The sequence below is a fragment of the Actinoplanes sp. NPDC023936 genome, from assembly GCF_040639325.1.
In the GTDB taxonomy this organism is placed as follows: domain Bacteria; phylum Actinomycetota; class Actinomycetes; order Mycobacteriales; family Micromonosporaceae; genus Actinoplanes.
This window is the reverse complement of record NZ_JBEZZR010000008.1, coordinates 161,461-180,398: the sequence shown is the minus strand read 5'-3', so window position 1 is coordinate 180,398 and position 18,938 is coordinate 161,461. Positions and strand designations below refer to the sequence as shown.

At 71.1% G+C, this 18,938-nt stretch carries 18 protein-coding genes and 1 pseudogene; 13 read left to right on the top strand and 6 right to left on the bottom strand.

Going from position 1 to position 18,938, the window contains the following annotated elements; translation table 11 throughout:
- Positions 1-215: 215 nt before the first annotated feature.
- From nhaA to AB0F72_RS14135, 4 genes are all read left to right on the top strand, one after another.
- Positions 216-1,526, top strand: a complete 1,311-nt coding sequence (gene nhaA / locus AB0F72_RS14150) for a Na+/H+ antiporter NhaA (protein ID WP_360430226.1) — start codon at positions 216-218, stop codon at positions 1,524-1,526.
- Between the two features lie 105 nt (positions 1,527-1,631).
- Positions 1,632-2,528: an ABC transporter ATP-binding protein gene (locus AB0F72_RS14145; RefSeq protein WP_360430224.1), complete on the top strand. Its 897-nt coding sequence runs from the start codon at positions 1,632-1,634 to the stop codon at positions 2,526-2,528.
- Positions 2,525-3,688, top strand: coding sequence for a hypothetical protein (locus AB0F72_RS14140; protein ID WP_360430222.1), 1,164 nt, complete (start codon positions 2,525-2,527; stop codon positions 3,686-3,688). Before AB0F72_RS14145 ends, AB0F72_RS14140 begins: the two co-directional genes overlap by 4 nt.
- 5 nt (positions 3,689-3,693) lie before the next feature.
- Positions 3,694-4,155: a hypothetical protein gene (locus AB0F72_RS14135; RefSeq protein ID WP_360430220.1), complete on the top strand. Its 462-nt coding sequence runs from the start codon at positions 3,694-3,696 to the stop codon at positions 4,153-4,155.
- Positions 4,156-4,196: 41 nt separating this feature from the next.
- Here the strand turns inward: AB0F72_RS14135 and AB0F72_RS14130 are convergent, their stop codons facing one another.
- A complete protein-coding gene (locus AB0F72_RS14130; RefSeq protein ID WP_360430218.1) occupies positions 4,197-5,066 on the bottom strand; it encodes a helix-turn-helix transcriptional regulator in 870 nt (289 codons plus the stop codon).
- A 41-nt stretch (positions 5,067-5,107) separates the two neighbouring features.
- Here AB0F72_RS14130 and AB0F72_RS14125 point away from each other — a divergent pair, with 41 nt between their 5' ends.
- The gene (locus AB0F72_RS14125) at positions 5,108-5,833 is read left to right on the top strand and encodes an SDR family NAD(P)-dependent oxidoreductase (protein ID WP_360430349.1); all 726 of its coding nucleotides are present in this window, start codon (positions 5,108-5,110) and stop codon (positions 5,831-5,833) included.
- Positions 5,834-5,860: 27 nt separating this feature from the next.
- Here the strand turns inward: AB0F72_RS14125 and AB0F72_RS14120 are convergent, their stop codons facing one another.
- Positions 5,861-7,099 (bottom strand): helix-turn-helix domain-containing protein, encoded by a 1,239-nt coding sequence (locus AB0F72_RS14120; RefSeq protein WP_360430216.1) that lies wholly within the window; start codon positions 7,097-7,099, stop codon positions 5,861-5,863.
- Positions 7,100-7,207: 108 nt separating this feature from the next.
- On the opposite strand from AB0F72_RS14120, the gene AB0F72_RS14115 reads away from it, so the two are divergent.
- The 8 genes and pseudogenes from AB0F72_RS14115 to AB0F72_RS14080 all read left to right on the top strand — a co-directional run.
- On the top strand, positions 7,208-8,053 hold the full coding sequence (locus AB0F72_RS14115) for an SGNH/GDSL hydrolase family protein (RefSeq protein WP_360430214.1): 846 nt from the start codon (positions 7,208-7,210) through the stop codon (positions 8,051-8,053).
- Between the two features lie 327 nt (positions 8,054-8,380).
- Positions 8,381-8,575 carry a ferredoxin gene (locus tag AB0F72_RS14110; RefSeq protein WP_360430212.1) on the top strand — a complete coding sequence of 65 codons (195 nt, stop codon included), beginning with the start codon at positions 8,381-8,383 and terminating at the stop codon, positions 8,573-8,575.
- A 3-nt stretch (positions 8,576-8,578) separates the two neighbouring features.
- The gene (locus AB0F72_RS14105) at positions 8,579-9,808 is read left to right on the top strand and encodes an FAD-dependent oxidoreductase (protein WP_360430210.1); all 1,230 of its coding nucleotides are present in this window, start codon (positions 8,579-8,581) and stop codon (positions 9,806-9,808) included.
- A 54-nt stretch (positions 9,809-9,862) separates the two neighbouring features.
- Positions 9,863-10,447, top strand: coding sequence for a TetR family transcriptional regulator (locus AB0F72_RS14100; protein ID WP_360430208.1), 585 nt, complete (start codon positions 9,863-9,865; stop codon positions 10,445-10,447).
- Between the two features lie 89 nt (positions 10,448-10,536).
- Positions 10,537-10,707 carry a CsbD family protein gene (locus AB0F72_RS14095; protein ID WP_360430206.1) on the top strand — a complete coding sequence of 57 codons (171 nt, stop codon included), beginning with the start codon at positions 10,537-10,539 and terminating at the stop codon, positions 10,705-10,707.
- 463 nt (positions 10,708-11,170) lie between these two features.
- Entirely contained in the window at positions 11,171-11,509 is a 339-nt protein-coding gene (locus tag AB0F72_RS14090) for a hypothetical protein (protein ID WP_360430204.1), read from the top strand.
- A 783-nt stretch (positions 11,510-12,292) separates the two neighbouring features.
- Positions 12,293-13,198 carry a LuxR C-terminal-related transcriptional regulator gene (locus AB0F72_RS14085; protein ID WP_360430202.1) on the top strand — a complete coding sequence of 302 codons (906 nt, stop codon included), beginning with the start codon at positions 12,293-12,295 and terminating at the stop codon, positions 13,196-13,198.
- A pseudogene (locus AB0F72_RS14080) lies at positions 13,195-14,382 on the top strand (MFS transporter); the annotation flags it as partial. The gene AB0F72_RS14085 and the pseudogene AB0F72_RS14080, both read left to right, overlap by 4 nt.
- A 177-nt stretch (positions 14,383-14,559) precedes the next feature.
- On the opposite strand, the gene AB0F72_RS14075 reads toward AB0F72_RS14080, so the two are convergent.
- From AB0F72_RS14075 to AB0F72_RS14060, 4 genes are read right to left on the bottom strand one after another with little or no spacing between them, the layout of a single operon-like run.
- Positions 14,560-16,014, bottom strand: coding sequence for a serine hydrolase domain-containing protein (locus tag AB0F72_RS14075; RefSeq protein WP_360430200.1), 1,455 nt, complete (start codon positions 16,012-16,014; stop codon positions 14,560-14,562).
- The gene (locus AB0F72_RS14070) at positions 16,011-17,309 is read right to left on the bottom strand and encodes a DegT/DnrJ/EryC1/StrS family aminotransferase (RefSeq protein ID WP_360430198.1); all 1,299 of its coding nucleotides are present in this window, start codon (positions 17,307-17,309) and stop codon (positions 16,011-16,013) included. The genes AB0F72_RS14075 and AB0F72_RS14070 overlap by 4 nt, the downstream gene beginning before the upstream one ends.
- Positions 17,303-18,325, bottom strand: a complete 1,023-nt coding sequence (locus AB0F72_RS14065) for an NAD-dependent epimerase/dehydratase family protein (RefSeq protein WP_360430196.1) — start codon at positions 18,323-18,325, stop codon at positions 17,303-17,305. Before AB0F72_RS14065 ends, AB0F72_RS14070 begins: the two co-directional genes overlap by 7 nt.
- A 33-nt stretch (positions 18,326-18,358) precedes the next feature.
- A complete protein-coding gene (locus AB0F72_RS14060; protein WP_360430194.1) occupies positions 18,359-18,835 on the bottom strand; it encodes a flavin reductase family protein in 477 nt (158 codons plus the stop codon).
- Positions 18,836-18,938 lie beyond the last annotated feature (103 nt).

Sequence of the window (18,938 nt, the reverse complement as noted above, 5' to 3'; positions counted from 1 at the left end):
GAGTATCCGGGTGCGGACACGGTGCCCGTCAAGACGCTGGAACAATAAATTTGCACTGCACGTGCAATCACTTGGCCCGGGCCTGAACATCACCGGATGCGGTCCCGGCGTGAGGTGTATCGCTGCCGCGATGATCCGGGCCCGGTAGATTGCCAAGCAGGTGTGCCGGGAAGCCTGGTCGGCGACGTCATTGTCGTGCCCGCCGAAGGAGTTCCGTGACCGCAACACCGCCTCGTCAGTCCGGCCACCTGTTCGGCCGGGGCAGCTGGCCGGAGGTCAGCCGCATCGGCGACATCCTGCGTACCGAAACCGTCGGCGGGGCGCTGCTGCTCGGCGCCGCGGTCCTGGCGCTGGTGTGGGCCAACTCGCCGTGGTCGGCGGGCTACCAGGATCTGGTCGCGTTGAGGGTCGGTCCGCACGCGCTACATCTGGATCTGACGCTGGCGCAGTGGGCGGCGGACGGGCTGCTCGCGATCTTCTTCTTCGTCGCCGGCCTGGAGCTGAAACGTGAGTTCGTCGCCGGAGATCTGCGCGATCCGCGGCGCGCGGTGATGCCGGTCGCCGCCGCGGTGGGTGGGATGACGGCCCCCGCGCTGATCTACACCGCGATCAACGCCGGTACGGCGGGTGGGGCGCTGTCCGGCTGGGCGGTGCCGACCGCCACCGACATCGCGTTCGCCCTCGCCGTCCTGGCGGTGATCTCCACGCATCTGCCGGCGGCGTTGCGCACGTTCCTGCTGACCCTGGCGGTGGTCGACGACCTGCTGGCGATCCTGATCATCGCGGTGTTCTACACCAGCTCCCTGCACCTTCTGCCGCTGGCTGCGGCTCTGCTGCCGCTGGGGTTGTTCGCCGTGCTGGTGCAGCGACGGGTCCGCTCGTGGTGGCTGCTGTTGCCGCTGGCCGCGGCCACCTGGGCTCTGGTGCACGCCTCAGGCATCCATGCCACGGTGGCCGGTGTGCTGCTCGGGTTCATGGTTCCGGTGCTCCGCCGTGGTGGTGCCGACGGTCCGGGGCTGGCAGAGCATTTCGAGCACCGATGGCGGCCGCTGTCGTCCGGGTTCGCGGTGCCGGTGTTCGCGTTCTTCGCCGCCGGGGTGTCAGTCGCCGGCGCGGGTGGCCTCGGGGAGACACTGCGTGACCCGGTCACGATCGGCATCGTCGCCGGCCTCGTGCTGGGCAAATGTGTCGGCGTGCTCGGGTCGACGTGGCTGGTGCAGCGGTTCACCCGGGCCACTCTGGGCGACGGCGTGAGCTGGTGGGACGTCGTGGGCTTGAGCCTGCTGGCCGGGATCGGCTTCACCGTCTCGCTGCTGATCGGCGAACTGGCCTTCGGTGTGGGCAGTGAAAAGGACGAGCATGCCCGGATCGGGATCCTGGCCGGCTCCCTGATCTCCGCTCTTCTCGCCACGGTGGTGCTGCGGGCCCGCAACCGCCACTACCGGCAGCTGTGCGCGGCGGAGGAACGCGACACCGACGCCGACGGCATCCCTGACTTCTGGGACGACGACACCGTGCGGCGCTGACCGGCGCGAGGCCTTCCCGCCGGGTATGCGCAGGCGTACGGTGAAGGCAGGTGTGCCGGGAAGTCTGGTCGGCGGTCATATCCACGCGACCGCGAAGGACTTCCCATGACCAGCGATCTTGCGCTGCGCACCGCCGGCCTGACCAAACGGTACGGGCGCCTCACCGCCCTCGACGACCTCACCCTCGACGTGTCCGCCGGAGAGGTGTTCGGGTTCCTCGGCCCGAACGGGGCCGGCAAGTCCACCACCATCCGCCTGCTGCTCGGCCTCGCCCGCCCCACCGCCGGTTCCGCCCGGGTGTTCGGCGTCAACGCGGCTGAGGTCGCCCGCGCGCACCGGCTGCTGGCCTACGTCCCGGCGGATGTCGCGTTGTGGCCGCAGCTCACCGGCACCGAGATCCTGCACCTGCAGGCCGCCACCGGCCCCGGCGCCGACCTGGCCTACCGCGACGAGCTCCTCGAGCGGTTCCAGCTCGACCCGTCCAAACCGGCTCGGACCTACTCAACCGGCAACCGGCAGAAAGTGGCGTTGATCGCGGCGTTCGCCACCCGGGCGCCGCTGCTGGTGCTGGACGAGCCGACCAGCGGCCTCGATCCGCTGATGGAACGCGAGTTCCGCACCGCCGTCACCGAAGCTCGCGACCGCGGGCAGACGGTCTTCCTCAGCTCCCACCAGCTGGCCGAAGTCGAAGCGATCTGTGACCGCGTCGCCATCCTGCGTGCCGGCCGACTCATCCAGATCGCCCCGATCGGCGAGCTCCGCGGCCTGCACCGCTCCGAGGTCACCCTGACCTACACCGGCGCGCCACCGCGCCTGGACACGATCCGCGGGGTCGGCGAGGTGCAGGCGGCAGGTGCGGGACGGCTGCGGTTCACGCTCACCGGACCGCCCGCGCCGGCGCTCAGGGCACTCGCGAACGCCGACATCACCGCCCTCGCGGTTCGCGAACCCAGCCTGGAGGAGATCTTCCTCGACTACTACGGCACCGAGGCCGTCCGATGACCACCACGACACCGGCCGCGACCGCGCACCCGGCGATGCCCCAAGGCCAGGGACGGGCCGTCACCCGGTTGGCGGTGCGGCAGGTTCGGCGCGGCGGGCTCGTCGTCGTCGCCCTCATCGCCGGTATGACAGCCCTGGTCGCCGGCACCTACGCCGGCGTGATGGCAGACCCGGGCGCCGCCGGCGGCCTGCAGGCGCTGGCCGGAAACCCCGCCATCCGCACCCTGTTCGGCGAACCCGTCGCCCTCGGCACCGCCGGCGGATTCACCGTCTGGCGGGTCGGCACCGTCATCGCCGTCCTGCTCGGCGCCTGGGCGGTCGTGGCCACCACCCGCATCACCCGCGGCGAGGAGGACGCCGGCCGCTGGGACGTCCTGCTGGCCGGCCGGGTCGCCCTGCGCACGGCGGTGACCCGGCATGTCATCGTCGTCGTGACAGCGGCGCTCACCGCCGGCATCGCGGTCGCCGCGGTCCTGCTGCTCGCGGGCACACCGCCGGCGGGTGCGCTGATCCACGGTGCCGGCATCGGACTGCTCGGCCTCTTCTTCACCATGATCGCGGCACTGGCCGCCCAGGTGTTCCCCGCACGGTCGCCGGCGACCGGAGCCGCCGTGGCGGTTCTCGGTGTCGGGCTGCTGATGCGCATGATCGGCGACGGGATCACCGAACTCGGCTGGTTGCGCTGGCTGTCTCCGTTCGGGCTGCTCGCGCTCAGCGGCCCGTACCACCAGGACCGGGTCCTGCCCCTGCTCGTCCTGCTCGCCGCGGCCGTGCTGACCGGTGCCACCGCGTTCCTGGCCGCGGGGCGCCGCGACGTCCGCGGCGGGCTGATCACCGGTAGTCCGAGCCGACGTCCACGACTGCGACTCCTCGGCGGTGTCGAGGCGTTCGCCGTACGGCGCCTGCTGCGACCGTTGACCGGCTGGGCCCTCGGGATCGGCGCCTACTTCCTGCTGATCGGCGCGACAACGGTAACGGTCACCGGCTTCCTGGCCGACAACCCGGTCCTGGCCGGCGAAGCGGCCGAAGCCGGGTTCGCTGACCTCAGCGCTGTCGAAGGCTTCACCGCCACGCTCTTCGCTCTCCTCGCGCTTCCCGTCGGCGGCTTCGCCGCGATCCGGATGGCGGCGTTCCTCGCTGCCGAAACCGAGCGGCACTGACCCTGTTGTCGGCCCAGCCGATCAGCCGCCGGCGGTTGTTCGGCGCCGAACTGCTGGCGACGACGGGTGGGGCCGTCGCACTGGTCACGCTCGCGGGGCTGGCGATGTGGACCGGGATCGCCGCTGCCGGTGGCGGGCTCGACGTGCTGGCAGCGCTTCAAGGAGCTTGGAACACGTTGCCTATCGTGCTGCTCAGTCTTGCCGCGGCCGCCCTTGCCGCCGGCTGGGCGCCACGCCTGGCCGCGCTGCTGGGTGCGTTACCCGCCACCGGTGGCTTCCTTCTCCTCGTAATGGCGGAAAGCATCGACGCGCCCACCTGGGTCCGCGAAGTCTCGCCGTTCGCGCACCTCGCGCCGGTACCGCTGCAGTCCGCGGACTGGCTGGCGACGACGACCATGATCGGCATCGCTGCGGCCACGACGGTCCTGGCAGTCGTCGGCTATCAGCGACGAGATCTGCGGTGCTGAACCCCATCGGCCAGATGTCGGTGACACCGGGGTTGATCCGGTCACCCTGCCGAGGCGCCCGCGCGACCACGGTCGCCGCCGGCCCAGAGGCCGAGCAGGCGCAGGTTGTTCTGGGACGGGCTGCCGGGGTCGGCGGTGTAGAGGAACAGCGTCTGGTCCTCGTCGCCGGGCAGGGTCAGCGCCTCGTACCGCAGCGTGATCGGCCCGACGGCGGGGTGCGTCATGCGCTTGGTGCCGTGGGTGCGCTCGTGAACCTTGTGACTGTTCCACCACGTACGGAAATCCGGGCTTTTGATCGTGAGTTCGCCGACCAGTTCGCTGAGCCGGGTGTCGTCGGGATTGCGGCCGGCGTACAGACGCAGGGTGCCCACGACGTCGGCGGCAACGGACGGCCAGTCGAGGAACGCGGCGCGCGCGTCCGGGTCGAGAAAGATCCACCGGGTGTAGTTGCGCTCGCGGGCCGGTAGCCGCGCCCAGTCGGTGAGCAGGGCGCAGGCCAGCGTGTTGGCGGCGAGTACGTCGGTGCGCCGGCCCAGGATCAGCGCCGGGTGCTCGGTCATCGAGGCGATCATCTGCCGCATGGCCGGGCGCACCCGCTGCGGCGGCTTCTGCCTGGTGCGCCGCCGGGCGGGGCTGGCCAGATCGGCCAAGTGCGCGCGGCCTGCCTGGTCCAGACCGAACACCCGGGCCAGCGCGTCGACGACCGCGTCCGACGGGGTGCTGTGGCGGCCCTGCTCGAGCCGGGTGTAGTAGTCGACGCTCACTCCGGCGAGCTGCGCCACCTCCTCGCGCCGCAGCCCGCGGACGCGTCGCCCGGCCGCCGCGTCCGCCGGCTCGACCCCGGCGGCCTCCGGCGTCGTGCTCGCCCGGCAGGTGCGCAGGAACTCGCCCAGGTCCAGGTTCACCGCCATGCGACAGATCATCGCGCGCTGCCCGGGCCCGGGAGAAGAGCCTGGGTGGGCATGGCAACGTCGACCGGTCCCGGCTGCTGACGGCGGAGGTCGACCTGGCCGACGAGGCCGCCGTCGCGGCGGCGGTCGAGGCGGCCGCCCGGCGGTTCGGCACGATCGACGTCGTCGTCAACAACGCCGGGTACGGCTTCCTCGGCGCCGTGGAGGAGGTCACCGACGCCGAGGCCCGGCAGATGTTCGACGTTCAGATCTTCGGCGTCTGGAACGTGCTGCGTGCGGTGCTGCCGGGGATGCGCGAACGCCGGAGCGGGCACATCATCAACATCTCCTCGATCCTCGGCCTGACCGCCTTCCCCGGCTGGGGTCTCTACTGCGCCGGCAAGTACGCCCTGGAAGGCCTCACCGAATCACTGGCCGCCGAGGTGTCCGGCTTCGGTATCGACGTCCACCTCGTCGAGCCGGGCTACACCCGTACCGACTTCCTGCGCACCACCTCGCTCGGTCTGCCGTCGAAGCCGATCGGCGGATACGAGGCGATCCGGGAGATGACCGACGCCCACCTGAAGATGCCCGGCACCCAGCTCGGCGATCCCGGCAAAGCCGCGGCGGCGATCATCAGCGTGGCCACCGGTGGGAAGGCCCCGCTGCACCAGCTGCTCGGCTCCGACTCCTACGGGCTCGCCAAGGCCCGCGTCGAGGCCCTGAGCGCCGACATCGAGAACGGCCGCGATCTGAGCTTCTCGACCGACATCGCGCAGGCCGTGTGACAACCTGTCTGCTCGGCCGGGACGGCATCACCCCGACGCGGCAGTGGCGCTCTCCGCGTCATGTGCCGCCAGCGCCGCGCTGAGCGTCAGGAGGTCGCGGTGTTCGGCGACGTCCAGGCCGGTCAGGACGGCGACCCGCCGGATGCGGTAGTCGACCGTGTTGGGGTGGACGTGCAGCTGGGTGGCGACCTTGCGCCGGTTGAGGTTCGCCTCGAGGTACAGGCGCAGCGTCGGAACCAGGTCCGGTTTGCCGATGATCGGGCGCAGCAGCGCGGCCAGCTCCGCGCGGGCCGCCCCGGGCCGGGTCAGCTGGTACTCCAGCAGCAGGTCACCCAGCTGGTACAGCCCGGCCGGGCGGCGGAAGACGGCGGCCACGTCGCGGACCTCGGCGGCCTGCCGGGCGAGCGCCGGCACCTGGTCGGGCGGGCCGGCGGTGACCCCGGCCAGGATGGGCGCTTCCGCTGCCCGGCTGAGCGCGTCGATCAGCGACCGCAGCCGGGTCCCGCTGTCGCCGTCGAGGGGCCCGCCGGCCGGCGCCGTCGCGGGGAGCAGGACGATGGCCTGGTCCGGGGCGATGCGGGCGAGGACCGGCTGGCCGATCCGGCGGTCGAGTTCCGCGGTGATTCGGCGGATCTTGCGGCGGGCGGCGACCGTCGCGTCGATGTCGGGATGTTGCTCGTCGGGGTGCGCCGCGATGACCAGCGACAGCACCGCGTACCGGGCCGGCAGGCTGATCCCGGCGCGCTGCGCCACGGTACGGCTGTCACCGCCGTCCAGCAGCGCGGACAGCAGGCTCTGCCGCGCGGCGCCGCTCTCACCGATCAGGGCCTGTCGTTCCTCCAGGTATCCGGCCATCACCTCGGCCAGCATGATGCGCAGGTAGCCGAGCAGTTCGCGGTGCAGCACGGTCATCTCGTCAGCTGTCGCGTGTGGCCGGATGGCGTCCACGCACACCTGCGCCCCGACGTGGTACGCGCTGGTGACCGCGTCGACGGGAATGCCCTCCTCGGCGCGGCGGCCCGCCGAGGCACGTGCGCCGGCCAGTCTCCGCGGGTCGACGGACGGCCGGCCGGCCAGTAACTCGGCGAAGCCGAGGATGGTCTCCTCGACGATCCGGCGCACGTCGCCGCGCAGTTCCTCGGCCGGCAATCGCCGGTAGACGGGCAGCTCCTGCGCCAGCAGGGCGGTGGCGGCGGTGGCCAGAGCGGGCGCTTCCGTCCGCAGTCGCCGGAGCAGCGCCGCGGACACGCCATTGTGCTCGGTCACAACAGCCGCCTTCGATATCTGGCCAAGTTGCCAGGCCGGGCTCCCCGGCCTGGCACCGATCCTAAATGGGTCGGTAACACGCCGGTAATACTCGTCCAGGGAGCCGCTATGCGCCTACGCCCGCTCAGCCGTACCGTCGCCGTGCTCGTCACGGCCGTCGCGCTCGTTCTCGGTACCACCGCGGCCGCCCGGGCCGACACCCTCGACTACGTCGCGCTCGGCGACTCGGCCGCCGCCGGCCCCCTGGTCGGAGTGCCGGACTGGAACCTGCTCTGCCTGCGATCGCGCAGTCAGAACTATCCGCGCGTCGTGGCGAACCTGCTCGGCGCACGGCTGACCGACGTGACCTGCTCAGCGGCGAAGCTGCCCGACCTGTCCGGCCGGCAGTACGGCATCATCGCCCCGCAGCTCACCGCGCTGCGCACCACGACCGACCTGGTGACCCTGACGGTCGGCGGCAACGACAGCGAACTGGTGTCCCTCGCGCTGGGCTGCGTCAACCTGTTGCGCGAACCCCTCGGCACGTCCTGCGCGGACCGTCAGCAGCAACAGGGAAACCCGGCCAGGGCGAGGATCGCCGCGTTCGCCACCGCGCTCGGCTCCACCCTCGCCGAGATCCACCGCCGGGCGCCGCAGGCCACGCTCGTCGTCACCGGCTACCCCACCTACATCCGGCCGGGCGGCTGCTTCCCGGCCCAGCCGATCTGGGCCCGCGACGCCGACTACGTCCAGTCGCTGGTCGCCGACCTCAACACGGCAATCGAGCAGGAGGCCCGGGAGCACCAGGCCACGTACGTCGACCTCGCCGCGATCAGCGCCGGTCACGACACCTGCGCCCCGGCCGCGCAGCGATACGTGGAAGGACTTGTCCCGGCCAGCCCCGCCGCCCCGCTGCACCCCAACGCCCGGGGCATGGCCGCCTTCGGCCACGCCATCGCCACCGCGGCCCGATAGCCCGCGACCTGGCGTACGCCAACAACTCGCCGGTGATCGCGAGCGACCTGACCGGCTTGCTCCCGATAATCACCGATTCCGCGGCGGGCGACGCGAAGTACATGCGGGAGAACAACCTCCAGTGGCACAAGAAGTCCAACGGCAAGTTCGGACTCCGCAAAGACCGGTCGAAGGGCGGTAGCAGCCGCCCCCGCATTTCCGAGGGATCCTCATGCATCGATGATACGGAGAGACGCAACAGTCTGTCAGTCTCATGTTGGCACGCTCCGATGGGCGTGAGACGCATAGACTCATTCGTCTCAACGTTTCTCAGCTGAGGAGAAGGACATGCGCGTGAACGTCGACTATGCGAAGTGCAGCGGAGTCGCCCTGTGCGAAGCCGAGGCACCCGATCTCTTCGAGGTGCAGGACGACGGGACCATGAAGCAGCTCGTCGAGCGGCTGGGCGAGGACCGGCGGGAAGCGGCCGAAGCCGCGGCCGCCAGCTGCCCGTACCAGGCGATAAAGATCGTCGAAGCCTGAGCCATGACACATCGAGCAAGAGCGAATCGACTCGTCATCGTCGGTGCCTCGCTGGCCGGGCTCCGGGCGGCCGAGACGGCTCGGAAATACGGATTCCAGGACGAGATCGTCCTGGTCGGCGCGGAGGAGCACCTCCCGTACGACCGGCCACCGCTCTCCAAGGCATTCCTTGATCCCGGTGACGCGGCGGTGCCGTGGCTGCGCACCGAACGGCACCTGACCGAACAACTGGGCCTGGTGCTCAAACTGGGCGTCCCGGCCAGTGCCCTCGATCCGCAGTCGCAGACCGTGACCGTGGGAGAGGAGGCGATCCACTACTCGGCCATGGTCATCGCGACCGGCGCCGCGGCCCGTGCCCTACCCGGCGCGGCGGGCGTCCGCGGCGTGCACACCCTGCGCACTCTCGACGACGCGAGGGCCGTGCGATCGGCGCTCGACGCCGGCGCCCGCACCGTCGTCATCGGAGCCGGCTTCATCGGCTCGGAGATCGCGTCCGGCGCTCGGATGCGCGGTCTCGACGTGACCATCGTCGAGGCCCTCGACGTGCCCCTGTCACGCTCGGTCGGCCCGGAAGTCGGCTACACCCTCGCGGCACTGCACAAACGGGAAGACACCGAGCTGCGCTGCGGCGCCGTCGTCACCGGGATCACCGAGGCCGGCGGCCAGGTCCGCTCCGTCATGCTCGACGACGGCACCGAACTGCCCGCCGATCTCGTGATCGCCGGTATCGGCGTCACCCCGAGCACCGGGTGGTTGGCGAAATCCGGCGCTGCGTTGCATCAGCGAGACGGCGGCCTTCTCTGCGACGAGACACTCTGGACCGGCCTGCCCGGCGTCTACGCCGCCGGCGACGTGGCGCACTGGCCGAACGCGCTCTTCGACGGCGAACTGATGCGGCTGGAGCACTGGGCCACCGCTGTCGAGCAGGGTGCCGCCGCGGCGCGCAACGCCATCGGGCCGCGGGGCGCCGCCCTGTCGACCGTGCCCTACTTCTGGTCCGTCTGGTACGGGCAGCGGATTCAATTCGTCGGTGTCCCGCAGGCCGACGAGGTCAGCGTCGTCAGCGAACCCGGCAGTGAACGGCTGCTCGCCCTGTACCGCCGCGGCGCCCGTCTGGTCGGTTGCCTCACCGTCGACCGGCCCGGCCAGATCATGAAATACCGTCGGATGATCTCTGAGCGGGCGAGCTGGGATCACGCCCTCCGGTTCGCGCGAAGCGCTCGCCTGCCGTGACGACGAGCGAGTGTAAGCTGCGGGTATGTCCGCCCGGTACCGCGCCCTCGACCTATGACAGTCCTTGACGACATTCTCGAAGCCGCGCTGAAGGAGTTCTCGGAAGTCGGGATCCGTCGCACGAGCATCGACGATGTCGCGCGACGCGTCGGACTCGCGCGGGCCACCGCCTACCGCCACGTCGGGACGAAGAACCATCTGATCGAGCTCGTCATCGAGGCGGAGACCCGGCGCGGCGTCGAAGCGCTGGACGACGTTCTGGGCCAGGAGCAGGACCCGGCCAGGGCGATCGAAGCCGGGTTCGTTTTCCTGGTCCGCTACGTGCGCGGCCATCCGCTGTTCGACCGCGTGCTGCATCGTGAGCCGGAGCTCCTCCTGCCGGCCTTGACGATCAACGCGGGGCCGGTCCTCGCGGTCTATCGATCGCTCATCGCGGAGCGCCTGAGGGATTGGCGGGATCGCGGCCGCATCGCGCCCGCCGACGTCGATCGCGCGGCCGAGGCGATCGTCCGGTTCGCAGTGTCGCTACTGCTCACCCCGCACGGCGTGGCGGAGGCCGACGATCCGGGAGCCGTCGCGGCCTTCGCGCGGGAGACGCTGTTGCCGATGCTGCGGCCGGCACCGGGCCAGGGCTCCTGACCAACGGCGCACCGAAGCCTGACCGTGGGGTTGCCGGTCGCCGGTGAGGGTATGAACAGGGTGTAGCCATTACGACCTGGAGGTGCCCGATGGCGTTCGACGACAAGGTCGACAACAAGGCCGAAGAGGTCGGCGGCAAGGTCAAGGAAGGCGTTGGCAAGGCCACCGACGACGAGCAGCTGGAAGCCGAAGGTAAGGCCGACCAGACGGGCTCGAAGGTCAAGCAGGCCGGCGAGAAGATCAAGGACGTGTTCAAGTAACAGGGCGAACACGTCAGCACAGGGCCGGGGCGGGTCATCACCGCCCCGGCCCTGCGCCGTGTGGGTCCGTCGTCGTCGTCGTCGCCGCCGCCGCCGACGGTCGGGCGGTCGGTCGGTCACAGGATGGAGAGGACGAACGAGAGCGCGAATCCGGCCGTGGTGCTCATCGCCACGAGTGGTCCGCCCTTCTGTAGGCCTCGGGCATCAGCGTGTCGGCCAGGGAAGCGAGCAGGGCCAGGCCGCCGGTGTCGCCGCCCGGCGAAACCCAAGGGCGACATTCTCCGGTACGCCGTCGAGTGTCACCGCTCCCAGCAGGGCCGGGCCGGCAGCGCCGGAGGTCGATGCGGCCGATGGGGTGCGCTGCTCCGCGGCCGCGTCGGTGTCGAGCCGGGCCGGTGCAGGTTAGGTTCCTAGGATGGCCAACGCGATGTGCCCGGAGATCCACGCGTAGATCTCCGAACCGGTGCAGGCCGAACACGCGTGGATCTCCGAGCCGGTGCAGGCGGAGGAAGAGGGCCGGATTTGCCGATGGTCGCCGTGTCGCAGCCGCATGTCGCGCAGATTATTCGTCAGATCAATCAGTGGCGATGAGATTGTGCGCATCCTGCTTATCTGCGGCGGAAACAGTTTCTGGCAGCGACTCGTGCGCATGGCTACACGCTGGTTCCCGGTTTTCTCGATAAGTGAGCGCTTCTTCGGTGCTCACCGGGCGAGGCGCAATGCCATTCAGCTCAAGTTGATCTCGGAGTTGGCACTGGTAAGCGACGAGTCCGGGGTGATGCTCCGCCTCGCAGCCGCCTGACTACCCCTGGATCGTCACGTGGTGTGCCGGCATCCGGGGTAAAGCCGGCGCTTTCCGGAAAACCGCGGACGTGGGAGGCCCCGCAGAATGCCGCACACCCCGTAGCGCTCCTCGTGGGCAGTCACGCATCGTGACGCGGGGTCGGCTCGGCGAGACCTCCGGACGCAGACGCGTCGATCCGTGCACCCGGCGGGCGAAACCGCGCGCCACCTGGCAACTCGGCGACCTGACGATGTGGCTACCTGGCAACGTGGCGACCCGGCGGACCAGACGCCGGGGCGGCCCAGTCGATCCGTGCCAGCGACCACCCGCGACGACCCGCGACATCGGGACGATCCGACTGCGCGACTGGCCTCCACCCCCGGCGAGCATCACCCCGCAGGCCCGGATTTCGCGGGCGAATGCGGAGCTCCCAGTCACGATCAACTTAAGCTAAGTGGCATTGTGGGCCAGGCGAGACGTGGCCTGCGCCCGGGCCGGGGGCGTCCTCATGCTGCTTTCTGGGCAGTCTGGAAAAGCAATTGTTTCGTCGTTCGGAAAGGGGATGAAGACGCTTAAAGCCAATCCCGTTAACCGTTCGTTTACAGACTGAACAATTGGCCGTTCAAGTTGTCAGGCACCGGAGGCGTCGTTAGAGTTGGTCACTGGATCGTGGGGTGGCTGATCATTACCAGGTGACGGGCATCGATGGGGGGACGAGTGTTCGAAGCGCTCGGGCTGGCTCATGACGAAGATCGGATATACCGCGCGATCCTGGTTCGCCCGGGGCGAAGCGACCTCGAGTTGTCGCGCTCGGCCGAGGTGCCGCTCGACGAGGTCGAGCGCACCATCGCCGGCCTGGTGGAGAAAGGCCTGATCCGGCGTCAGCGGGGCATCGCCGAGATCGTTGCGTATGGTCCCGAGGCGGTGCTCGAGGAAAGGGTCGCCGAGGCCGACCTGGAGGCCGCTCGTCGTCGCCGGCAGGCCGCCGCGGTCCGCCGCCAGATCGGGCCGTTGCTCAGTGAGTACGTCCGGCACGAGGCCGAGCAGAACGACATGCAGCGGGCCCGGAACGCGGAGCAGTCGCACGTCTTCCTCCGGGAGTTCTACGGCCTGGCCCAGCACACGCTGCGCATCGTGCATCCGCCGGGCTCGCCCGACGACCAGTTCCGGGCCCTCGTCCTGCCGCACGAGCGGCGCGCCCTCGAACGCCGGGTGCACACCCGGATGATCTTCTCGGCTGACGGGCGGCGGGCCGACGGGCGGTGGGAGCACGTGCGCCAGGCCGTGGCGGCCGGTGCCGAGGTGCGGCTGCTCGACCGCGCGCCGACCTTTCTGATGCTGGCCGACGAGCGGCTCGCCGCGGTCTCCGACGGCGGCTCCGTGCTCGTGCTGCGCGACGCGGGCGTCACCGCGGCCCTCAGCTCCCTGTTCAATTTCTGCTGGAACGGGGCGCTGCCGCTGAGCGACGAGGCGCCGGCCGGGCCGGTCGCCGCCACCGAGCCACCGAGCGGCGCGGAACGCGAGATACTCGCGATGCTGAGCCTGGGCCTCAAGGACGAGGCGCTGGCCCGGCAACTGGGCGTGTCGGTGCGCACCGTGCGCCGCCTCGTGTCACAACTGCTGCAACGCCTGCAGTCGACCAGCCGCTTCCAGGCCGGTGTGCGGGCACACGCCCTGGGCTGGGTCGGTGAGGAGGCGGACGCGTGAGGCGTGCGACGGGTGCCCTGGTGCTGATCTGCGTGGCCCAGTTCATGGTCGTCCTCGGCGTGACCGTCGTGACGATCACGATGCCGTCGGTGCAGGCCGACCTGCACCTCGCCGATCGTGACACGCAGTGGCTGATCACCTGCTACACCCTGGTCTTCGCGGGAACGCTGATCACCGCCGGCCGCGCCGCCGACGTGTACGGCCGCCGGCTGCTCTTCGGTGTCGGTCTCGCCCTGTTCGGTACGGCGTCGCTGGCCTGCGCGGTGGCGCCCACCGCGCTGGTGCTGCTGGCCGCGCGGGCCGTGCAGGGCGGCGGCGCGGCGGCGCTGGCCTCCTCGGCGCTCGCGATCGTGGTGACGATCCTGCCGGCCGGTCCTCGCCGGGCTCGCGGGATCGCCTGGTACACCGCGGCCCAGGCGGCCGGCGGCGCGTCGGGCTGGGTGGCCGGTGGCCTGGTCGCCGACCAGGTCGGCTGGCGGTGGCTGTTCCTCGCCAACATCCCGTTCTGCGTGGCCGGGCTCCTGCTGCTCAAGACTCTGCTGCCCGAGTCGCGCAGCGACGGGACCGCCGGGCTGGACGTGCCCGGCGCGGTGCTGATCACCACCGGGATGTCGCTGGTCATCCTGGGCTGCACCCGCATCGACAGCGGCGGTGCGGGCTGGTGGATCGCCACGTCGGCCGGTCTGCTCGTGCTCGCCTTGTTCGCCCTGGTCGAACGCCGCAGCGCGGCGCCGCTGATGCCGCCGGCGCTGCTGCGCCGCCGCCTGCTGCTCGCCGGGTTGCTGGTGGCCGGCACGGTGACCGCCACGACCACCTCGGTGCTGCTGCTGTGCTCGATGCTGCTGCAGGAGATCGCCGGCATGAGCGCGACAGCGAGCGGTCTGGCGTTCCTGCCGTTCAACCTCGCGGTGGTGTTCTCCTCGCTGGCCGGTCCGGCCCTGATCCGCCGGTTCTCGGTCGGCCGTGTCCTGGCCGGCGGGCTGCTGCTGATCGCGGCCGGCGCGATGCTCACCCTGCTGCTCACCGTCGGCGGCGAGCCGCTGCCGGTGACGGTCCCCGCGTTCGTCCTGCTCGGCACGGGCAACGGTCTCGCCGCGCTGGCCGCGTTCAGCGTCGCCACCCGGACCGTCCAGGACCAGCCCGGCGTGGTCTCCGGGATGATCAACACGGCGAGCGAGCTGGGCGTGGCGGTCGGCGTCTCGGTGCTGGTGACGGCGGCCGCGATCCGGACCGCGGCGGTCGCCGGCGACGGCCCGGCCGGCCCGGGGGACGTGCTGGCCGGCTACCACCTCGCCTTCGCCGGCGCCGCGGTGATCGCGGTGGCCGCGATGATCGCCGCCACCGCGATGCTGCGCCACGGCTCAGCCGCCGGGGCCGCTGAGCCGCCGGTAGGGCTGCCCGTTGACGGCGATGTACCCGGCGGAGCCGCTGGGGATTCCGACGGAGACCCGGTCGATGATGAGGTAGGGAGTGCGCGGCCACGGCACCGCGGGTAACTCCCGGTCGGCGAGCACGCTCTCGTACGCGCCGGGCCGGGTCTGGCGCAGCGGGACCGTGACGCCGTCGCCCGCCGGCCCGTATCGCAGGTGCGGCCGCCCGTCCCGGATCGACAGCTCGGCCGTGCCGGTGCCGAGGATCTGCCCGTACTCGCCGGCCCAGCGCGGGTCGAACGAGCCGGTCGGCGGGCCCGGCGCCGTGGCCGGCCCGTCGGGCAGGCCTAGCACGCGGTCGAAGACGGCATCGATGATGCGTTCGCGGGCGGCGAAGAACCGGGGCGTCTCGTTGTATTCGTGGTTGTAGAACAGCACCACGCCGGCGCCCTCCCGGGGCGCGAACACCACCTTGGCGCAGTACCCGCGGAGCACGCCCTCGTGCCCGACCCGCCGGATCCCCTTGTACGAGGGCTCGATCAGCCAGGTGAGGCCGTATCCGAGCGGCCGGGCGAGCAGCAGGTCGACGTGCGGGCGCTGCATCTCCCGTACCGTCTCCGGCCGCAGCAGGCGCTGCCCGGCGAACACCCCGCCGGCCAGGTGCAGCTGCAGGACCCGGGCGGTGTCGGCGACAGTGGAGAACGCGTAACCGGACGGGTGGAACCCGCAGTTGTCGCCGCCGTCCCGGCGCACCCGCAGCCGGCCGGCCTCGTCGAGGCGGTGGCGCTGCGCGAGCGGATAGGTCATCGCGACGGTCGGGTCCAGCGTGGTCCGCTCCATGCCGAGCGGCTGGATGACGAGCTCGTCGAGCAGCCGGGGGAACGGCGTGCCGGTCACCTCCTGCGCGAGATAGCCGGCCAGGTTGATCCCCAGGTTGCTGTAGTAGTACAGCTCGCCGGGCTCGCCCACCGACGGCAGCCGGCGCAGATCGTCGTGGACGTGGTCGCCGAGTCCCTCCCATTCCCGGCGCTCCTGGCGCCAGGGCCGTTCCACCGAGCCCTCGGGCAGGCCGGACGTGTGGCTCAGCAGCATGCGCAGGGTGATCCGGCCGGCCAGGCCGGGCCGGCGCAGCCGTAGCCGCGGCAGGTCCTCGGCGAGCGGGCGGTCCAGGTCGAGCCGCCCGCTCTCGACCAGCCGCATGATCGCCACACCGGTGAGGATCTTGGTGACGGAGGCGAGCCGGAACAGGGTGTCGCCGGTGACCGGCATCGGAGAGTCGGCGCTGGTCACCCCGTACCCGCCGGCGTGCACGACCTCGCCGCCGGCGATCACGGCCAGGGCGAGGCCGGGTACCCGGGCCGCCCGCATCTCCGCGTCGATGGTCGCGGAGATGTCGTCCAGGTCCAGCCGCCCGGCGGTGGGCGGGCGGGTCAGCGTCGCGGTCATCCGGCCTCCTCCTTGACCAGCACGGCCAGTTCGGACCGGTGCTCGACGACCACCTTGCGGAACGCCTCGCCGAATCGCTGCATCAGGTCGCGGCCGTTCGGCGGCCCGAACCCGGCGACGCTGCCGCCGAGCACGAGCCGGCGCCGGCAGATGTCCTCGGCGACCGGGTAGTCGGACGAGTGGTACTGCACGCGGGACGGTGACGGGCCGCAGGTCCACGGGCAGCCCTTGCCGTACCCCCGGCGTTCCTGGAAGAGGGTCTGGCCCGGGATGGGCTGCGGTTGCCACTCGTCCACCGGAACGCCCTCGGCGCGCAACGCGACCTTCAGCGCCCGGCGCACCGTCTCGTCGCTGTGCTCGGGGAAGCCCATCGCGGCGGCGTCCACCATCATCGGGTAGAAGAAGTAGACGTGCGTCCGGTCGTCCGGCACCACCGGTGTGCGGATGCCGGGCACGCCGGCGAGCGCCTCGGACAGGTAGGCGCCGTTCTCCTGGCGGATCCGGGTCATCTCGGCGAGCCGGCTCAGCTGGGATCCGGCGAACGCGGCGGCCAGCGAGTGTATCCGGTAGTTCCAGCCCATCATCCGGGCGTTGTACTCGCGTTTCTTGCCCTTGATCTCGTCACCGAACATCAGCACGCGGGCGGCGTTCTCCCGCCATTCGTCGTTGTCGGTGGTGAACAGCCCGCCTTCGGAGAGCGCGGAGAGGGTTTTCGAGCCGTTCAGGCTGCACCCGGCCAGATCGCCGAGCGCCCCGACCTGACGTCCGTGATAGGTGGCGCCGTGCGCCTGCGAGCCGTCCTCGATGACCACCAGGCCGTGTTTGCGGGCGATCGCGTGCAGGGCGTCGTAGTCGGCGGGCAGGCCGTTCAGGTCGACGGCCACGATCGCCCGGGTGCGCTCGGTGATCCGGGCCTCGACCTGGGCCGGGTCGATGTTGTACGTGACCGGGTCGACGTCCACGAAGACCGGCACGGCGTTGACCTGCAGCACGCACGACGCGGACGCCAGGAACGTGTCGGCCGGCACCAGCACCTCGTCACCGGGGCCGATGTCGCAGGCGGCGATGCACATGTGCAGGGCCGCGGTGCCGGAGTTGGCGGCCAGCGCGTGCCGCGCGCCGGTGTACCCGGCCCAGTCCCGTTCGAGCTGCTGGACGACCCGCATCGGCCAGTGCCACGGGGTGGACTCGTCCATGGCGGCCAGAACGGCCTGCCGGTCGGCGTCGGTGACCTGCGGCCAGGCGCCGATCATCGACTCGGTGACGACCGGCGATCCGCCGTGCAGCGCTAGCATGTGGGAACCTCCATCCGGGTCGGGGTGAACTCCTGCTCGGCCCGGAAGACGGTGTCCACGCTGGGCAGTTCCGGGTTGGCGCCGAGCCGCCGCGCGAGATCGGCGACACCGGCCGGCAGGTCGACCGCCGGCTGGAAGCCCAGCGACCGCAGCCGGCTGATGTCGGCGATGTGCCGGTAGGTGTCGTCGGTGATGGTGTCGTCGGCCAGCAGCGTCGCGGCCCGCCCGGTGGCCTCGCCGATGACGTCGGCCAGCTGCCGCAGCGACACCTCCCGGCCGGTGCCGATGTTGACCACGTCGCCGTCCGCTGCCCGGCAGGCCAGGTGCAGCAGCGCGCTGACCACGTCGCTGACGTGGCTGAAGTCGCGGGTCTTGCGGTCCGGGTCGCCGGTCATCCGGATCGGCAGCCCGTTGAGGTGCCAGCGCAGGAACTGCGACACCTCGCCGCCCGCGGTGCGCGGGTCCTCGCCGGGTCCGTAGATCGTGAAGGAACGGCCGATCACCACCGGCAGGCCGCGGGACTCGTGCAACGCCCGGAGCGCGAACTCGCCGGAGAGCTTCGACGCGCCGTAGGGAACGAACGGCTGTAGCGGGTGTTCCTCCGGGATCGGCGCGGCCTGCGGACGGCCGTAGACCATTGCCGAGGACATATAGACAAGTCTTTTGGCGTCGGTGTTCAGGAGCGCCTCGGCGAGCGTGAAAGTGGCCTCGGCATTCGCTTCGAAATCAAACCTCGGATTGTGTACGGAACGAGTCCCGCTCGCATTCCCCGCCAGGTGGAAAACGACGTCGACCCCCTCGATGGCGCTCGCGACAGCGCGCGGATCGCGCAGGTCGACCTGGCGGTACTCGACGCCTGTCGCGTGCCGGCCGGGCCCGTCGGACAGGTCGAGGACCCGCACGCCGACCCCCTGCCGGCGCAGTGCCGTCACCAGGTGACGGCCGACGAACCCGAGGCCGCCGGTCACCGCGACGCAGCGCAGCGGACCCAGGTTCTCCAACGTCAGATGCTCCATTGACAAACTCCGTTCCGGGTAGTCGCGGCGGGCTCAGCGGTAGCCGCCGCGGAAGAAGATCAGGGGTTCCTCGCCGGCGCGCGGCGCCTGGGCGGCACGGACCTGGCCGACGACCAGGTCGTGGTCGCCGTACCGCTGAATGCTGGAAAGAGTGCAGGTGAGATGGGCGAGGGCGTCGCGCACCACGGGCACCCCGGCGGCGTCGACGAGTTGCCGGGCGGCGGGGGAGCGGTCGGGCTCGGCGCGGGCGAAACGCTGGCACACGTCCTGCTGATCCCTCGACAGGATGCTGATCGCGAACCGGCGGTGCCGGCGCACGCTGGCCCCGGTCCGCGACCCGCACCGCAGGCAGAAGGCGACCAGTGGCGGGTCCAGCGAGACCGAGGTGAACGAATTCACTGTCGCGCCCGTGGCCTCCGGCGCGGTCACCACTGTCACCCCCGTGGCGAACGTTCCCAATACGTCGCGGAAAACCTCCTGCGGTATTTCCGGAATGGTGGCGGTATCCACAATAGACCCTCCTCGTACGGGTGGTGGAATTCCTTTCCCATGGCATCGCGCCGAACCGGAAGCGACAAGGGGCGGGCACTGGCCGGAAAGTGCCAGAGCAGCC

Excerpts from the sequence above, each read along its gene's own strand:
- AB0F72_RS14145 (WP_360430224.1), top strand. The coding sequence starts at position 1,632 with ATGACCAGCGATCTTGCGCTGCGCACCGCCGGCCTGACCAAACGGTAC.
- AB0F72_RS14140 (WP_360430222.1), top strand. The coding sequence starts at position 2,525 with ATGACCACCACGACACCGGCCGCGACCGCGCACCCGGCGATGCCCCAA.
- AB0F72_RS14130 (WP_360430218.1), bottom strand. The coding sequence starts at position 5,066 with ATGGCGGTGAACCTGGACCTGGGCGAGTTCCTGCGCACCTGCCGGGCG.
- AB0F72_RS14115 (WP_360430214.1), top strand. The coding sequence starts at position 7,208 with ATGCGCCTACGCCCGCTCAGCCGTACCGTCGCCGTGCTCGTCACGGCC.
- AB0F72_RS14110 (WP_360430212.1), top strand. The coding sequence starts at position 8,381 with ATGCGCGTGAACGTCGACTATGCGAAGTGCAGCGGAGTCGCCCTGTGC.
- AB0F72_RS14105 (WP_360430210.1), top strand. The coding sequence starts at position 8,579 with ATGACACATCGAGCAAGAGCGAATCGACTCGTCATCGTCGGTGCCTCG.
- AB0F72_RS14100 (WP_360430208.1), top strand. The coding sequence starts at position 9,863 with ATGACAGTCCTTGACGACATTCTCGAAGCCGCGCTGAAGGAGTTCTCG.
- AB0F72_RS14095 (WP_360430206.1), top strand. The coding sequence starts at position 10,537 with ATGGCGTTCGACGACAAGGTCGACAACAAGGCCGAAGAGGTCGGCGGC.
- AB0F72_RS14075 (WP_360430200.1), bottom strand. The coding sequence starts at position 16,014 with ATGACCGCGACGCTGACCCGCCCGCCCACCGCCGGGCGGCTGGACCTG.
- AB0F72_RS14070 (WP_360430198.1), bottom strand. The coding sequence starts at position 17,309 with ATGCTAGCGCTGCACGGCGGATCGCCGGTCGTCACCGAGTCGATGATC.
- AB0F72_RS14065 (WP_360430196.1), bottom strand. The coding sequence starts at position 18,325 with ATGGAGCATCTGACGTTGGAGAACCTGGGTCCGCTGCGCTGCGTCGCG.